Source organism: Gordonia sp. IITR100, assembly GCF_002009645.1.
Classification (GTDB): domain Bacteria; phylum Actinomycetota; class Actinomycetes; order Mycobacteriales; family Mycobacteriaceae; genus Gordonia; species Gordonia hongkongensis.
In genome coordinates this window covers 575,883-592,464 of sequence record NZ_MVKV01000001.1, presented here as the reverse complement: position 1 = coordinate 592,464, position 16,582 = coordinate 575,883, and the positions used below count along the sequence as shown (strand labels likewise).

General features: G+C 68.6%; 6 protein-coding genes. 2 read left to right on the top strand and 4 right to left on the bottom strand.

Features of this window, described 5'->3' with window-relative positions:
• The first annotated feature begins 98 nt into the window (after nucleotides 1-98).
• Nucleotides 99-5,429 (top strand): polyketide synthase Pks13, encoded by a 5,331-nt coding sequence (gene pks13 / locus B1818_RS02805; protein WP_078111878.1) that lies wholly within the window; start codon nucleotides 99-101, stop codon nucleotides 5,427-5,429.
• 50 nt (nucleotides 5,430-5,479) lie between these two features.
• The gene (locus tag B1818_RS02800; RefSeq protein WP_058250940.1) at nucleotides 5,480-7,030 is read left to right on the top strand and encodes an acyl-CoA carboxylase subunit beta; all 1,551 of its coding nucleotides are present in this window, start codon (nucleotides 5,480-5,482) and stop codon (nucleotides 7,028-7,030) included.
• 229 nt (nucleotides 7,031-7,259) lie between these two features.
• Here B1818_RS02800 and B1818_RS02795 read toward each other — a convergent pair whose 3' ends face one another.
• The 4 genes from B1818_RS02795 to B1818_RS02780 form a co-directional block, all read right to left on the bottom strand.
• On the bottom strand, nucleotides 7,260-10,742 hold the full coding sequence (locus tag B1818_RS02795) for an arabinosyltransferase domain-containing protein (RefSeq protein ID WP_058250941.1): 3,483 nt from the start codon (nucleotides 10,740-10,742) through the stop codon (nucleotides 7,260-7,262).
• Nucleotides 10,735-14,145 carry an arabinosyltransferase domain-containing protein gene (locus B1818_RS02790; RefSeq protein WP_078111877.1) on the bottom strand — a complete coding sequence of 1,137 codons (3,411 nt, stop codon included), beginning with the start codon at nucleotides 14,143-14,145 and terminating at the stop codon, nucleotides 10,735-10,737. Before B1818_RS02790 ends, B1818_RS02795 begins: the two co-directional genes overlap by 8 nt.
• Nucleotides 14,146-14,499: 354 nt before the next feature.
• On the bottom strand, nucleotides 14,500-15,708 hold the full coding sequence (locus B1818_RS02785; RefSeq protein WP_078111876.1) for a DICT sensory domain-containing protein: 1,209 nt from the start codon (nucleotides 15,706-15,708) through the stop codon (nucleotides 14,500-14,502).
• A 324-nt stretch (nucleotides 15,709-16,032) separates the two neighbouring features.
• Nucleotides 16,033-16,572, bottom strand: coding sequence for a Dps family protein (locus tag B1818_RS02780; protein ID WP_058250943.1), 540 nt, complete (start codon nucleotides 16,570-16,572; stop codon nucleotides 16,033-16,035).
• Nucleotides 16,573-16,582 lie beyond the last annotated feature (10 nt).

Genomic DNA, 16,582 nt, shown 5'->3' with positions numbered 1-16,582 from the left:
CGGGGTGAGTGCGTCGAGTTGCCGCGCCCGGACACCCCGCGGGCTGATAATGCACCCGGCACCAGTTCAGGTGCCCCGAGATCAGTAGTCTGGAAGCGATGTCTGAACTGAATACCGACGAGGCCCGCAGTATCGATTCCGCCGCGGCCGGCACCGACGGCGAGACCGCCGGTGACCTCACTGTCGACCAGCTTCGTGATTGGCTGCGCGAGTGGGTATCACAGGCGACCGGGCTCCCCGTCGAGCAGATCGCCGTCGACCGTCCCATGGAGGAGCTCGGTCTCTCGTCTCGCGACGCCGTGGCGCTCGCCGCCGACGTCGAGGACAAGACCGGGGTGATCCTCACCGCGACGGTCGTCTACAACCATCCGACGATCGCCACGCTCGCGCAGCGCATCATCGAGGGCGATCCCGACGAGGGCGCCGACGGCGATGCGGACACCTTCTGGCGGCGCGAGCGCAACGCGGACGACGACATCGCGATCGTCGGGCTCTCGACCCGGTTCCCGAAGTCGGGCACGACGCCCGAGTCGACGTGGGACGCGCTCATCGCCGGCGTCGACGGTGTCTCGGACCTGCCCGCGGATCGGTGGTCGGAGTTCCGGTCCGATCCCCGGCTCGTCGAGATCCTCGACGCGGCCAACACCAAGGGCGGTTATCTCGACGACGTCCGCACGTTCGACGCCGACTTCTTCCAGATGAGTCCGCGCGAGGTCGAGATGGTCGACCCGCAGCAGCGTCTCGCGCTCGAGCTGACCTGGGAGGCACTCGAGCACGCGCACATCCCGCCGAGCGATCTCAAGGGTGCGCCGGTCGGTGTGTTCATCGGCTCCTCCACGAACGACTACCAGCTGCTGGCGACCCTCGGCCTGAGTGAGGGCGCCGAGGACACCGCCGCGTATGCGCTGACCGGCACCTCCACCGCGATCGTCGCGAACCGGGTGTCCTACTTCTACGACTTCCGCGGGCCGTCGATCGCCCTCGACACAGCGTGCTCGTCGTCGCTGGTGGCCGTTCATCAGGCCGTCCGCAGCCTGCGGACCGGCGAATCCGACCTCGCGCTGGCCGGCGGCGTCAACATGATCATCAACCCGGCGGCCACCCTCGGTTTCGACAAGATCGGCGCCCAGGCGGCGGACGGACACGTGAAGGCGTTCTCCGCCGACGCGGACGGATTCATCCGCGCCGAGGGCGGCGGATTGTTCGTCCTGAAGCGACTGTCCGACGCGCGTCGTGACGGCGACGACGTCCTCGCGGTCATCGCGGGCTCGGCGGTCAACAGCGACGGTCGCTCGAACGGCCTGCCGGCCCCGAACCCCGAGGCGCAGGTCGACGTCCTGCGGGACGCCTATGCCGACGCCGCGATCGATCCGCGCACCGTCGACTACGTGGAGGCCCACGGCACCGGGACCATCCTCGGCGATCCGATCGAGGCCGACGCCCTGGGCCGCGTGGTCGGTCGCGGACGCCTCCCCGGCTCGCCGATGCTGCTCGGATCGGTCAAGACGAACTACGGCCACATGGAGTCGGCCGCGGGCGCGGGTGCTCTGGCCAAGGTCGTGCTCGCGATGCAGCACGGCACCATCCCGGCGTCGCTGAACTACAGCGGCCCCAACCCGTACATCCAGTTCGACGCCAACAATCTCAAGGTCATCCCGGAGGCCACCGAGTGGCCGCGCTATTCCGGTCATGCCGTCGCCGGTGTCTCCGGATTCGGTTTCGGCGGCACCAACGCGCACGTCGTCGTCCGCGAGGTGAGGCCCGAGGATCTCGCGCCGGCGTCCGCGCCCGCAGGCGATGCGGGCGCATCCGAGTTGCCGGCGTCGGCGTCGCTCGTCGACGAACCCGATCTCGACGACGACGTCTACCTGACCGAGGCCGAGCGTGCCGTGCTCGCCGCGCAGGCGAAGAACGTCGATCCGGTGATCGAGGAGACCGCGTCGGATCCGGCCGCCGGCTTCGCACCGTGCGCGGTCGAGGGTTCGGTTGTGCCGCTGGTCATCTCGGGCTTCCTGCCGTCGCGTCGGCGCAAGACCGCCGCGGACCTGCTCGAGTGGCTCGAGTCCGACGAGGGACGGTCGACGCCGCTCGCCGACATCGGCCGCGCGCTGGCACACCGCAACCACGGACGCTCGCGCGCCGTCGTCATGGCCCGTACGCACGACGACGCGATCACCGGCGTCCGTGCGGTGGCCGAGGGCAAGAGCAATCCGCTTGTCTACTCGTCGGATTCGCCCGACGCCGCGTCCGCGGTCTGGCTGCTCTCCGGCTTCGGTTCGCAGCACCGCAAGATGGCCAAGCAGCTCTACACCGAGAACCCGATCTTCGCCAAGTACGTCGACCGGGTCGACGAGCTGGTGCAGAACGAGCTCGGGTACTCGATCGCGGAGATGTTCGTCGACGACGAGCAGACCTACGGCATCGAGCAGAGCCAGGTCGGCATCTACACGATCCAGGTCGCGCTCGCCGACACCCTGCGGCACCACGGTGCCGAACCCGGTGTGCTCGTGCCGCATTCGATGGGCGAGGCCTCGGCCGCGTACATCAGCGGCGGTCTCTCGCTCGAAGACGCGACCCGGGTGATCTGCCAGCGCTCGCGCCTGATGGGCGAGGGCGAGTCGATGCTCCAGGGCGACGACATCCGCCTGATGGCGCTCGTCGAGTACAGCGCCGAGGACATCACCGACGTCCTCACCGACTACCCCGACCTCGAGATCTGTGTCTACGCCGCTCCGACGCACACCGTCATCGGCGGACCGGAGTCGCAGGTCGACGCCATCGTCGAGCGTGCCGAGAAGGAGGGCAATCTCGGACGCAAACTGGCGACCAAGGGCGCCAGCCACACCTCGCAGATGGACCCGCTCCTGGGCGAGCTGGCCTACGAACTCACCGGTATCACGCCGTTGCGGCCCACCACCGGGTTCTACAGCTCGGTCGACCGCGAGGTCTTCTACCGCGCCGGTCACGAACCCGTCCACACGATCGACTACTTCACCAAGGGTCTGCGCCACAGCGTGTGGTTCAGCCAGGCGATCGCGAAGTCGGTGGAGAACGGCCACCGCACCTTCCTGGAGCTCTCGCCGAACCCGGCCGTCCTGATCTCCGTTGCCGCGGTGACCTTCTCGGCTGGGCTGCACGACGCCGAGCTCATCGAGACGCTGCGGCGTAAGGAGGACGAGAGCTACGGACTCGTCAACGCGCTGATGAAGCTCTACGTGCACGGACATCCGGTCGACGTCGCGTCGCTGTTCGGTCGCGGTGGTCACGCGGCCATTCCGCGTACCCGCTTCGAGCGCAAGGAGTTCTGGCTCACCGCGAAGATCTCCTCGGGCGGCTCGGCCGGCACGGTCCCGGGATCGCACGTGGCACTGCCCGACGGCCGTCACGCCTGGGAGGTCAACGCGGCCGCGGTCACCGATCCGCGTGAACTGGTGCGTGCCGCGGCGGCCCAGGTCCTGGCGAATGCGGCTGTCGGGGCGTCGGTCGCGCACAGCGCCATCCCGGCATCGGGAACCCTCACGACGACGCTGAGCCCGCATCCCGGCGGTGCGGCGGTGACCGTGCACGCCAAGGCGGACAAGAACTTCCAGCTGCTGTTCGAGGCGGCGGTGACCGGTGACCTCGACGACACCGCAGGCGAGGTCACGGCCGCGCCCGCAGCCCCGGCACGGTCCGGTGCCGAGGTGTTCGCCGATGACACGGTGGTCGTCGAGGACGACGTCGTCGACGACATCGGCAACCGATGGAGTCCCGAATCCGGTGAGACGGTGGGTGATCGGCTCGCAATCATCGTCGGCGAGTCCATGGGCTACGACCCCGAGGACCTGCCGCGCGAGATCCCGCTGATCGAGCTTGGTCTCGACTCGCTGATGGCGGTGCGGATCAAGAACCGCGTCGAGTACGAGTTCGACATCCCGCAGCTGCAACTGCAGGCGATGCGCCAGGCGAACCTCGCCGACGTCGAGAAGTTCGTCGACTTCGCGGTGACGCATCGCGATCAGCTCGACGATCTCGCCCAGAATGCCGCCGGCGGTGGCGAACTCGACACCGCGGCGCTCAATGCCTACATCGACGAGCAGAACGCCGGCGGTGGTGAGTCGGCAGCCTCCGCACCGGCCGGCCAGTCCGACAAGCCCGGCGAGCAGTCGCCGGAGCCGAAGTGGCACATCGCCGAGGATCTGGCCGACGTCGAGCAGGCGGTCGCGAACTCGCCCGAACCGGAGGTGTCGTCACGCGAGGAGGCGGTCGAGGAGTCGGCCGCTCCCGCGGCAACCCCGAAGCCGGCCACCGACATCACCTCGCAGCGGGCCGTCGCCGAGGCGGCCGGCTCGGACGTGCCGCCGCGGGATGCCGCCGAGCGCTTGACCTTCGGCACGTACGCGGTGGTCACCAAGGCCTCGGCCGGCGGCATCTTCAACAAGCTGCCGGTGCTGTCGGAGGACGTGGCCCAGCAGCTCACCGATCGCCTCAACGAGCGTACCGGCGGAGATCTCGACGTCGAGGACATCCTCGACTCCGAGACGATCGAGGAGATGTCGAACTACGTGCGCGAGCATCTCGATGCCGGCGCGTCGACCGACGGGTTCCTGCGCTACCTGCGCCTCGTCCCGGACGGCAAGAAGGTCTATGACCCGTCCGCCGGCGATCCGACGCCGATCCTGCTGTTCCATCCCGCGGGCGGGAACACCTCCGCCTACGAGGCGCTGCTGAAGCGTCTGCCGGCGGACCGGCCCGTCATCGGCTTCGACCGTGGAGTCGAGGGATCGATCGAAGACCGTGTGCGCGAATACCTTCCGCGCCTGCGTGAGCTGCAGCCGAACGGCCCGTACGTGCTGGTCGGCTGGTCCTTCGGCGGTGCGCTCGCCTATGGCGTCGCGCAACTCCTGCGTGAGGCCGGGGAAGAAGTTGCCTTCGTGGGCCTCATCGACGTGGTGCGCCCTCGCGCGGACATGACCGAGACGCCGGACAGCAAGCGGGCGCGGCTCGAGCGCTGGAAGGAGTTCGCGATCCGCAACTACGACCTCGACCCCGATGTACCGATCCCGATGGATCGGCTCGTCGAGGCCGACGACGAGGGGCAGTTCGCGATCATCATGGAGATGATGTCGATGTCGGGCACCAAGATCCCCGGCGGCATCATCGAACACCAGCGGACCTCGTTCATCGAGAACCGCGTGCTGAGCAGCATCGCGCCGGAACCCTACGACGGCAAGGTCGTGCTGTACCGGGCCGACAAGATGCACGCCGGCGCCGTCGAACTCGAACCGCAGTGGGCCGAGATCGACGAAGACGGCCGCTGGGGTGAGGTCGTCGACGACCTGGAGATCATCCACGTCGGCGGTGACCACCTCTCGATCGTCGACGAGCCGTACATCGCCAAGATCGGCAACGACCTGGCCGCGCGGGTCGGACGGCTCGATGAGCAGTAGCGGCACGGCTGCTCATCGTCAATCAGTGGTCGCGTAGAAAGTGAGACACCGTGGCTGACACCACCGCAGGCAAGCTCGCCGACCTCCGTCAGAAATTGGAGGCCGCTCGCGAGCCGGGAGGCGAGAAGGCGCTCGCGAAACGCGCGGCGAAGGGGATCTGTTCTCCGCGTGAGCGTCTGAGCATGCTCTTCGATCCCGGGACCTTCGTCGAGATCGGTGCGCTGGCGAAGATGCCGGGTGCGGCCGAGAGTGGTTACGGCGACGGCGTGGTCACCGGACACGGGCTGGTGCACGGGCGCCCGGTGGCGGCATTCTCCCACGACCAGTCGGTCTTCGGCGGAACCGTCGGTGAGATGTTCGGCCGCAAGGTCGCCTCGCTGATGGAGTGGGCGGGCAAGATCGGCTGCCCGATGGTCGGTATCAACGACTCGGCCGGCGCGCGGATTCAGGACGCCGTCACCTCACTCGCGTGGTACGCCGAGATGGGTCGCCGCAACGATCTGCTCTCCGGTCTCGCGCCGCAGATCTCGGTGATCCTGGGCAAGTGCGCCGGCGGCGCGGTCTACACCCCCGCCAACACCGACATCCTGGTGGCCGTCGAGGACAAGTCGTACATGTTCGTGACCGGACCCGATGTGCTGAAACAGGTGAACGGCGAGGAGATCTCGGCCGAGGACCTCGGCAGCGCGCACAATCAGGCGCGGTGGGGCAACATCCATCACGTCGCCCCCGACGAGAAGTCCGCGTTCGACTGGGTCCGTGAGTACCTGCAGTACATGCCGTCGAGTGCCTACGAGCGGCCGCCCGTCGTCAACCCGGGTCTCGAGCCGGAGATCACCGAGTCCGATCTGTCGCTCAACGACTTCATGCCCGACAACGACAACGCCGGGTACGACATGCACGACATCATCATCAAGCTGTTCGACGACGGCGCCTTTCACGAGGTGGGAGAGTTGTTCGCGCCCAACATCATCACCGGGTACGCACGGGTCGACGGCCGGTCGGTGGGTGTGGTCGCCAATCAGCCGAGCGTGATGTCGGGTGTGCTCGACACCGACTCGTCGGAGAAGGCAACGCGTTTCGTGCGCATCTGCAACGCCTTCAGCATCCCGTTGGTGTTCCTGGTGGACACCCCGGGCATCCTCCCGGGTCTCGCGGAGGAGCAGAAGGGCACCATCCGACGCTCCGGCCGCTTCCTGTACGCCTACGTCGAAGCCGATGTCCCCAAGGTGACCGTCGTGCTGCGCAAGGCTTACGGCGGCGCCTACGCGGTGATGGGCAGCAAGCACCTCGGTGCCGACGTCAACTTCGCCTGGCCGACAGCGAAGATCGCGGTGATGGGCGCCGAGTCGGCGGCCGCGGTGCTGACCCGACGCCAGACCGAAGGTCTCTCGGCCGCCGAGGCGGACAAGATCCGCCGCGAGTTCATCGACTTCTACAACACGATGATGGCCACCCCTTACCTCGCCGCCGAGCGTGGCTACGTCGACGCGGTCATCGAACCCGCCGAGACCCGGTTGCAGCTCCGCAAGGCGTTGGCGCAGTTGCGCGACAAGGAGGTCCTCAAGACCCCGCGCAAGCACTTCCTGATGCCGATCTAGCGACGGGCCTCGCTCCGCTCTGAGGTGCGAGCGCTACCTGTACCGCCCTCCGCTCCCTGATCCGAGAAAGTTGCAGATCCCCTGCTCCCTGAGGAGCGAGCTTGCGAGCGTCACGAAGGGTCTTGGTGACTCGGGTCGCGAAGACCCCTTCGTGACGACGCGCCCTCCGCAAGGTCCGGGCGCTCCTCGGGGAGCAGAGTGCGTGGTAGTGCGCGGGTAGCAGGACTGCCTAGTTCTTCACCGCCCGCATGGGTCCCGGGGTCCAGAGTCCGTGGTGGGTGTCGGTGGTGATGGTCAATTCGGCGTCGGTCTGCGGGAGGATCGGGGTCAGGCTCTGAAGCATGCCCCAATCCTTGGCCCAGTCGTTGCGCAGGTACGACGGGTACACGCGCGGCCGCAACTCGTTCTCGATGATGCCGAGCGGGCCGCCGGAGTCGCCGGCCATCCAGCGCTGCGAGTTGACCCGTTCGCCTTCGCGGTCCGGCGAGATCCGCCACTCCGGTGTCTCCAGGACCCCGTACTTCACCTGGGCGGGACGCTGGCACGGGAAGGCGAGACCGGCCTCCCAGTCGATGAGCACCGGATCCTCGCTGCCCACCAGCGAATTCAGCGTCACCATCGACGAGACGCGCGGCGGGGTGACGGCCAGCCACTGGTCGCGCAGCGTCGAGGTGTCCTCGGCGAGAACGCGGACCACCGTCGCGCCCGGGGGCGCCTGGTCCATCGGGAAGCGCAGGTTGCGCCACTCGGGGGCACCACCGATGTCGAGCGGCACCATCTGACCGGCCGGTGCCACCGTGCCGTCCGGCGCGACGCGGCCGAACTGCAGTCGCACTCGCTGTCCGGGCCGGGTGACGGCGAGGTCGTCGATGTACTCGACCTGCCCCGCCACCGACATCGTGACGAGCGGCTGCTCGCCGGAGGGGTTCTCCGGCAACTGATACCAGTCGGACGTGAGGCGACCGGTGCCGCTGGGGGAGTTGTAGGTTCCGAGGACCGGGGTCTGGCTCGGTGACAGACCGAACGGCAGCTTCACGGTCGACCCGTTGACGCCGGCCTGGGCGGTCTGCCCACCGCTGGTGTCGCTGGAACCGGTCGTGGTGTCGGTCTCGGCGCCGGTGCCGTCCTCGGTCGGATCGGACTGGGTGCGGTCGACTTCCGCGGTCGAGGTGCCCGACGAGGACTCCTCGGCTTCCTCTTCGGTCTCCTCGGACAGGTCCGACGCCACTCCGTTGGGGTCGAACCCTTCCATCCCGGTTCCGGCCAGCGCGGCGCCCGGCGACGGGTTGTCCTGTCCCGCCACTCGCGCGGGTGACAGCAGTCCGGCGTTCGGATCGTCCTCCACCAGTACGGCATCGGCGAGTGCGCACGGCTGTCCTTGGAGCGCGTTGACGTTCGAGCTCAGCCACGACCACGAATTGCGCTGCGTCCAGTCCGCTTTCGCGAATGACACCAGGGTGAACAGCAACATGATGGTCGACACGACGATGATCGACGGGCTGCGGAGTCGGGCGAACACCGACCGCGACGCACCGGTCCGGACGGCGTCGTCGACGTAGTCGTCGCGGAAATGCTGCCACAGACCGAGGGCGGTCAGCGCTACTGCCACCGCGAGGATCCCGGTCCAGAGCGGGATGCCCCGGACGTCGGGAACCGCGTCCCGCCAGGGGATTCCGTAGCTGCCGACGTACCACCACTGGTTGCGTCCGGAGAACGCGAGCGCCAGGACATATGCGCAGGCGGCGGCGAACAGGGTCCGGTTGCGGCGACGACGCATGATCGTGCGATCGGCGCAGGCGGTCGCCACTGCGGCGAGCGCGCCGCCGATCGCGGCGTACACACCGAGCTGGTGGGTCCACTTGGTCGGCAGGAATGCCATCAGCACGGCCGAGCCGGCGACCATGGCGACCAGACGCCACGTGGGTGCGGTGGCGATGCCGGGCAGGCGGCGCCGGTTGAGCAGCATCACCACGACCAGGACGAAGCAGGTGAACACGATGAGAATGCCGAAACGCCGGGCGATTCCGCCATCGGCGGTCGGATTCATCAGCATGTAGTAGCGCATCGGCTCTTCCCACCACTTGTTGGTGGGGCCGACCTGTCCGTTGACCGACACCGCTTCCAGGATCGGTGCCAGCGGCTGGTCGGCGAAGATCTCGAACATCACCGCGAGCCCGGCGGCGAGAATCGGGAGAAGCAACGGCCACAGACCGTCGCGCTTGCGGCGCACCGCGAGACGTTTGATGAGCGGCCGGATGCCGGCGATCAGGGCGATCGAGGCGATGACGCCGGTGGGATGGATGGTGAGGGTGAACGCCGCGGAGATGATGCCGATCGTCAGCGGGAAGAACCGGCCGGTGGCGATCGCGCGCTCGACGCACACCCAGGTGAAGATGGTGCCCAGCGCGATGAGCGGCTCGACGCGCAGTCCGTTGTTGTACGGCATCCACACCGCCAGGAAGACCAGGGCGGCAGCCCAGATCGCCGGCGTCGACTCGCGGACGGCCCGCCCGAGACGGGGGATCGCCGCCCGGCTGATCAACCACCACGACGCCATCGCGAACAGGAACGGCAACAATCGCAACCACGGCGTCGCGGTGCTGATCTCCATCCACGCCGACAGGTAGTGGTAGTGCCAGCCGAACGGATCCTGCGGGACACCGAAGTAGCGGTAGTAGTTGTCGAGATAACCGGCCTCGCCGGCGATCCGGCCGACCGTCACCTGGTATCCGTCGTCGGCGGTGTTGCCGCCGACGAACAACCAGATCAGCAGCACCAGGGTGACGACTCCGTCGACCGGGCGTACGCGCCACCAGCCCGCCGGGAAGATCTTGTGATGGCCGCGCGCGTCGCGGGCGTCGAGGACCGCCAGCGCGGCAAGGGAGAGGATCGTCGACGCGATGCCGAGGACCAGCAGCCAGAACTTGAGTGTCGTGGGCGTGGAGACGAACCGGGTGTCGATGGTCGACCGGAAGGAGAGTCCGTCGGTGCTGACGTCGGCCGGAAGGCTCGAGTACACACCGATGATCTGCGGCCGGGCGTTGGGATCCCGCAGATCGAAGGACCGGACAGCGCCGGCCTCATCGTCATTCGGCCCGCTCCCTCCGCTCCCGGCGCCGGCGGCGTTCTCCGGCAGACCCTGGATCGACCCCCGCGTGCCTTCGGTGTCGGATTCGACGACGATCCGACAGTCCGGCGCCGACTGTGCGGCCGCGCGAGGAGTGTTGAGCAGCACGACGTTTCGTTGCACGACCTGGAGCGAGTCAGCGGTGGCCCGGACGAAGAGGCCGACCTTGCCTGCCTCCGCGCCGCCTTCGGGCACCGTCGACAACAGCACTCCGCCGGACGCGGGCAAGGACGCGCCGAGTGCACACGGAACCGTGACGTCCATCGAGACCGGGACGAACGACACGTTCGGTGCGGCGACGTTCGCCACCGAACCCTGTTGCGGCCAGGTCAGTTCGGCCTTCGTGTAGTCGACCGGCAGGAACGGGCTGAGCAGTGCTAGCAGGATGCCCACGATGCCCGCGGCCATCGCGACGATACGCGCGGTGCCGGCGTGGCGTTCGGCGAAGCCCGGGCGGCGGTCACTCACGAATGACGCGGTGTCGGCGGGACTTCGGGAAGAAGTGTCGGTGTCTGCCACGTCTGCCTGGTTCTCTCCGGTGTGCCGCGTCGCCGGTTCGGCGTGCGAGTGGTCGGGGTCAGTCATCTTCGGGCACCACCCTGATCGGGCCGGGGCGCGACCATCCCCAGGTGGTCGACGTTCCCGTCTGCACCTCCGCGGGTCGCGCCTGCGGCACCAACGGGGTCAGGCGCTGCAGGTTGCCCCACTCGCGGTACCAGTCGTCGTCGAGGTAGGTGGCGAGGGTCGACGGCCGCGTGAGCGCCTCCACCGGCGCCAGCAGTCCGCCGTCCTCGGTGGCCATCCAGGTCTTGGACTGCGAGTTGGCGATCCACGACTCGGGCAGGATGCGCCACTGCGGGAGGTCGAAGACGCCGTGGTGGGCGGTCATCGGACGCTGGCACGGGAACACCGCGCCGGCGGCGAAGTCGATGAGCACGGGATCGGTGGAGCCGACGACGGTCTGGAGGGTCTGCAGCACCGGGGCCCGCGGCGGGGTGACCGCGAGCCATTGGTCCGGGTCGAGGTTGTTGTCCCGGGCGACGATCCGCATCACGGTCGCATCAGCGGGAACGCGGTCCATCGGGATGCGCAGGTTTCGCCACGGGCGGTTGGTCCGCTCGGGGTCGATCGGGATCGCGGGCGCGCCGACCTCCTCGAACTGTCCGTTGGCAGGAACATTCGGCCCGCTCGCTTCGCTCCCGGCGCCGGCTTCGGACTCCCTACCGAACTGGACCTCCAACGCCTGCCCGAAGTTCGGGACGCCGTCCCGGTCGAGCGTGAAAACCGCGCCGGCGGCGGTGATGACGATCAGCGGCGAGGAGTCGCGGGCGGGCAGGCGATACCAACCGGTGGTCAGAGTGGCCTGGCCGCTGTTGGTCTCGTGGCTCCCCAGCACGGGTGTGGTCGCCGGATCGAGACCGAACGGCAGTGCGGCAGTGCTGCCGTTGACGCCGCGAGGCCCGACGCCGCCGGTGGTTCCCGGGTTGCTGCCGTAGACGATGAACGTCTTCGACAGGTCCGCCGAGGTGTTCATCGCGCCGGGTTTCTGGGCTCCGGCCTGCGGCGTCAGATCGGGCTTCACCCCGTCGGGACGGAATCCCTGGGACTGACCCTGCAGCGTCGACGACGCCGTGCCGCCGTCCGCCGGCGTCAGCATGCCGCGATTGGGATCGGGTTCGACGAGCACGGAATCGGCCATCGCGCAGGTGTTTCCGCGCGCGGAGTCGAGATTGGCGGACAGCATCGTGAAGGTGTCCGCGCGGCTGGTCGCGGCCTTCGCGAACACCGCGAGTTCACTGACGACGATGAGGACGGCGATCACCGCGATCGGCGCGGAGGCGACCCCGATGCGCCAGCCGGCGGGCGCGGCACCGCGGTCATGGGCGAGGCCGGTCTCGTCGACGAAGTCCATCCGGAGGTGTTGCCAGATGGCGAACAGCAATGCCACCACCGCGAGCGCGAGGAGCACGGTCGACACCTGGATCCCGGCGACGACAGGTGCCTTGTCGAACCAGGCGATGCCGAAGTTGTAGGGCCACGGCCAGGCGTTCTTGCCCGCCGCTGCGGCCGCGCACGCCACCAGCAGCCCGGCGACCAGGATCGACAGGTTGCGGAGCGTGCGGCGCGCCGCCTGCCCGATCGCCACGCAGGCGACGGCGGCCAGCGCCGCGCCGAGGCCGGCGAAGATGCCGAACTGGATGGTCCACTTCGTCGGCGTGAACGACAGGAACAGGATCGTCAGCAGGGAGGCGCCCAGTGCGCGCCACACCGCACCCGGATCGAGGCCGTCGATCCGCTTGCGGCGCAACATGATCGCCAGGACGACGAACATGGACACGGCGAACAGGAGCACCGGGATGCGGCGGGCCAGGGCGCCGTCGGTGGTGTTCACCGCGAGGAAGTAGTAGCGCAGGAGTTCCTGATACCACGCCAGCGTCGGACCGACCGAGTAACGGATCCGCAGGGCCTCGAAGACGGTCGCGAGGGTCTGGTCGCGGAAGACGATGATGACGACCAGCGCCACACCCGCGAGAAGGGGGGCGAGCAGCGGCAGGAGCCCGTCTTCGGCGCGGCGTCGGACCAGGATGCGGAGCATGGGCCGGGCGCTCGCGATGAGCAGGGCGAGCGCGACGAGACCATGCGGGGCCAGGGCGAGCGTCAGCGCGGCAGTGAATGCGGCGATGACGGCCGGCAGCATCCGTCGCGTCGAGACCGTGACCTCCACCGCCCACCAGGTCGCCAGGGTGCCGAGGACGATGATTCCCTCGCTGCGCAGCCCCGAACACATCGGGAGCCAGAACGCGAGGAAGACCGCCGCGCCGGTGAGCATCGCCCACTGTGACCGCCGCACGGCGCCACCCAGGCGGGGCAGTAGGACTCGGCTGAGGATGAACCAGGCGGCCAGACCCGCGAACAGGGACGGGAGCCGCATCCACAGGCCGGTCGTCGAGATGGTCGACCAGTACGCCAGGAAGTTGTAGTACCAGTCGAACGGCGCTTCGGGGATGCCGTAGAAGCGGTAGTAGTTCGCGAGGTATCCGGTGTCGGCGGCGTTGCGCCCCATGTTGAGGATGTAACCGTCGTCGGGTGACCCCGCCCCGAGGAAGTGCCAGACCACCAGCGTCACCGTCACGCCGATGTCGGTGGGCGCGGGGCGCAGGACCCGGCGCCACCGGAGGCGCCGGCCGACTCGTCGATGATAGCCGTGGATGCGGTCGAGGCGTCCGACGGCCACGAGCGCGACGATCGCGGCTCCGACGCCGACGACCATCACCACCCACTTGAGGATCGACGGCGACGAGTCGAAGCGATCGTCGATCTCGAGGCGGACGTCGACACCCGGGGCGGCCCGGAGCTGTTCGGGCGTGAGGTCGGTGAAGATGCCGGCGATCTGCGGGTTCGACGCCGGTTCGGCGAGGCCGATGGCGCCGCCGCCCGCGATCGCCGGTCCCGGGGGCAGACCGACGAATTGTGCGCCGGTCGTCGTGGCGTCGGAGAAGATGCGGAGTTCGGTACAACCGGCCAGCGCGTCCCGCGGCACCGAGGCAAGCGTCTTGTTGCGGTTGGTGACGGATACACCGTTCGCGTCGGCGACGACGAACAGCCCGTTGTCCCGCGCTTTCACCGCGGCCACGGGCATCGTCGACAGCACGACGGTCGACGAGTCGGCGGGGGTCGTCGACAGCACGCGACACGGGATCGAGATGTCGACGTTCCGTGCGGTCTGCGCCACGAGCGGAGCCGTGACCGATGCCGAGGTGTCGGTCTGTTGTGGCCACGTGATCGACGCCGTCGAGGTGCTGACGGGCAGGAACGGGGTCAGGATGCCGGCGACGACGGCGATGAGCCCGGCGACCGCGGCGACGAGCGCGACGGTGCGGGACTGCGGTGCGCCGGACGCACGCTGGGCAGCAGCTCCAACGGTGGTGTCGGCGTTGCCAGCGGACACTTCAGGCGACTTCGGCACAGGCGCATCGTAGTCAGCCATGCTGTGACAAACCCAAATCCCCTGACCGGATAGCTCGATGTGGCTTGGGTGGCTTCGACACGGCTCCTCGCTGCGCTCGTCACCTGCTCAACCAGCGGGAGAGGCGAGACCGCCGGCTCCCCGCCCGCTGGCCGAGCAGCGTCGTCCGAGTGCAGCGAGACCGCCGGAGTTCCGCCCGCTGGCCGAGCAGCGTCGTCCGAGCGCTGCGAGGCCGCCGGCTCCCCGCCTGCTGGCCGAGCAGCGTCGTCCGAGCGCTGCGAGGCCGCCGGAGTTCCGCCCGCTGGCCGAGCAGCGTCGTCCGAGCGCAGCGAGGCCGCCGCGTCCGTCGAGGTCACGTCCCGCGCGCGACTCGGATCAGGAGAACCGCATGAGGATCGAGTGCACGGCCTGGGTGACGGTCATGCGGTCGTAGGTCTGCACGAACTCGAAGGTGCGCTCGAGATCGGGACCGGCGTCGTGCTGGTCGCGCGCCGAGAGCAGCGCCGCGAAATGCGGCCCGAGGACGGCGACATTCCACTCGTTGATCAGGTCGTCCTCCGCGTCGAGCGGCGCGCGGTGGACGTTCCCGTCCCGGATGTCGGGCAACCCGACTCCGTAGACCCCGGCCAGACCGGTCTTCTCCGACATCTCCCGCCACCGCTTGGCGGTTCGCGAGGTGAAGTGTTCGGCGAACTGGAAGGTGCCCAACACGATCGCGGCGCCACCGATGGCCGCCTGCTCCTCGAGTGCCTTGCTCATCTCGATGAGCAGGCGTTTGTTGCCCATACGCGGCGGGATCGAGGTCGACGCGATGCGGTACGGCGTCGACTTGTCCGGGCCGGGGGTGGTCCACACCGGCATCTCGGGCAGCGGCACGACGGTCCGGCTGGCGAGGACGGACGGGTCGGTCACGGCGGGATACAGGTCGCCGATACCGAAAGCGGCGCCCATCGTCTGGGCGGTGATCCGGGTGGCCTCGTCGTCGACGCCCTCGGCGATGACGACGGCATGGCTGCGTTCGGTGTGCGCGGCCAGCGCGTGGGCCAGGTGCGCGGCGTCGGAGTTGGTCTGCGACGTGAGCAGTTCGGCACCGGTGACGATGATGTCGGGTTCGACGAGGGAGAGCAGCGTGGCCGCGTGCTCGCTGCGGACGAGCCCGTCGACGCAGATGATCTTGCCGGCCGCCCGGGCGCGGGCGACGCGGGCGAGTGTCCGCTGCGGGCTGCGTTCGACGGCGTCGGGGAGGATGACCATGACGTGACGTTCGAGGCTGCGCGCCGTCTCGTCGTCGAGGTTGTCGATCAGGTCGAGATCGAGGGAGACCAGCAGCGGCAGGATCTTGGCCAGCGACTGCGCACGTTGGGACGCGGCCATCTTGCGCTTCCGCTCGTCGAGCACAGGGTGTTCTTCGACAAGACGGGCGGCGCGTTTGAGGGCGGCGGCGGTGGCGAGCCGGGTACCGGCCGGCCCCCGGAGCTGCAGTTCGACGGCGGCGAGAGCGCCATCGGACAGCCGGCAGACCGGCGCGAACTGCATGTGGAGCTCCAGATCATCGAACAGGGTGAATGATCGCGTTTCGGACACACGTGCCTCCCCGTCAGAGCGGAAGAGCGCCCCGATCGATCTGGTGGACGCGGATTGCTTCACATCCTGTTCGCGGCGTTAGCCTGTGGCCAGCGTAACAAACCACGAACGGTGGACATGGTCGAGAAGCCCTTGGTCCCTGAGGTCCCAAGCGGCGCAAGGTATTCGGCTGTGAATCCGGGTGCGGGTGTCAGTGCCTGTTCGTAGGTGTTGGGTACGGAGAGGTGTTACCGCGGCCGCGACCAACTGGGCGGAAGGTCGCGACCGCGGTTCCGGGGCGGGTCCGGGGGTGTGGTGACCCGCTACTCGGTCTGTTGCGCCAGGTCAGCGGGCTGCGTCGGCCGCTGCCTTTTCGCCGCTGGCGCCGGCATGGGTGAGCTCACCGGTGTAGCTCTCGAGGTGTGCGCGGACGAACCACTGGAACTTCTCCAGTTCGGCGGTCTGTCCGATGAGGATGTCCTCGGTGATCGGATCGATGTCGCCGATCTTCTTGATGCCGTCGCGGTGCGAGGTGATGAACCCGTCATAGACCAGGTCGAGCGCGCCGAGGTGTGCCTGCGCGGTGTCGCGTCCGATGGAGTAGTCGTTCCACGAGCGGTCGTTCTCGATCGCCTTGGCGGTGCCCTTCGGCGACGCTCCGAGCGTGGCGATGCGTTCGGCGATGGTGTCCGCGTAGCCGCGGACGAGCTCGACCTGCGGGTCGATCATCTCGTGCACGCCGATGAAGTTCGCGCCGACCACGTTCCAGTGGATGTGCTTGAGGGTGAGGTGCAGGTCGTTCAGCGCGCTGAGGCGCTCCTGCAGGATGCCCACGACCTCGTTGGCGGCTTCGTTGCTGAGTCCAGGTGCGGTGAATGAAGGCATGTCTCGAAAT

Bases quoted from the DNA above. Each gene is read 5' to 3' on its own strand.
- B1818_RS02790 (WP_078111877.1), bottom strand. From the start codon at position 14,145: ATGGCTGACTACGATGCGCCTGTGCCGAAGTCGCCTGAAGTGTCCGCT.
- B1818_RS02780 (WP_058250943.1), bottom strand. From the start codon at position 16,572: ATGCCTTCATTCACCGCACCTGGACTCAGCAACGAAGCCGCCAACGAG.
- pks13 (WP_078111878.1), top strand. From the start codon at position 99: ATGTCTGAACTGAATACCGACGAGGCCCGCAGTATCGATTCCGCCGCG.
- B1818_RS02795 (WP_058250941.1), bottom strand. From the start codon at position 10,742: ATGACTGACCCCGACCACTCGCACGCCGAACCGGCGACGCGGCACACC.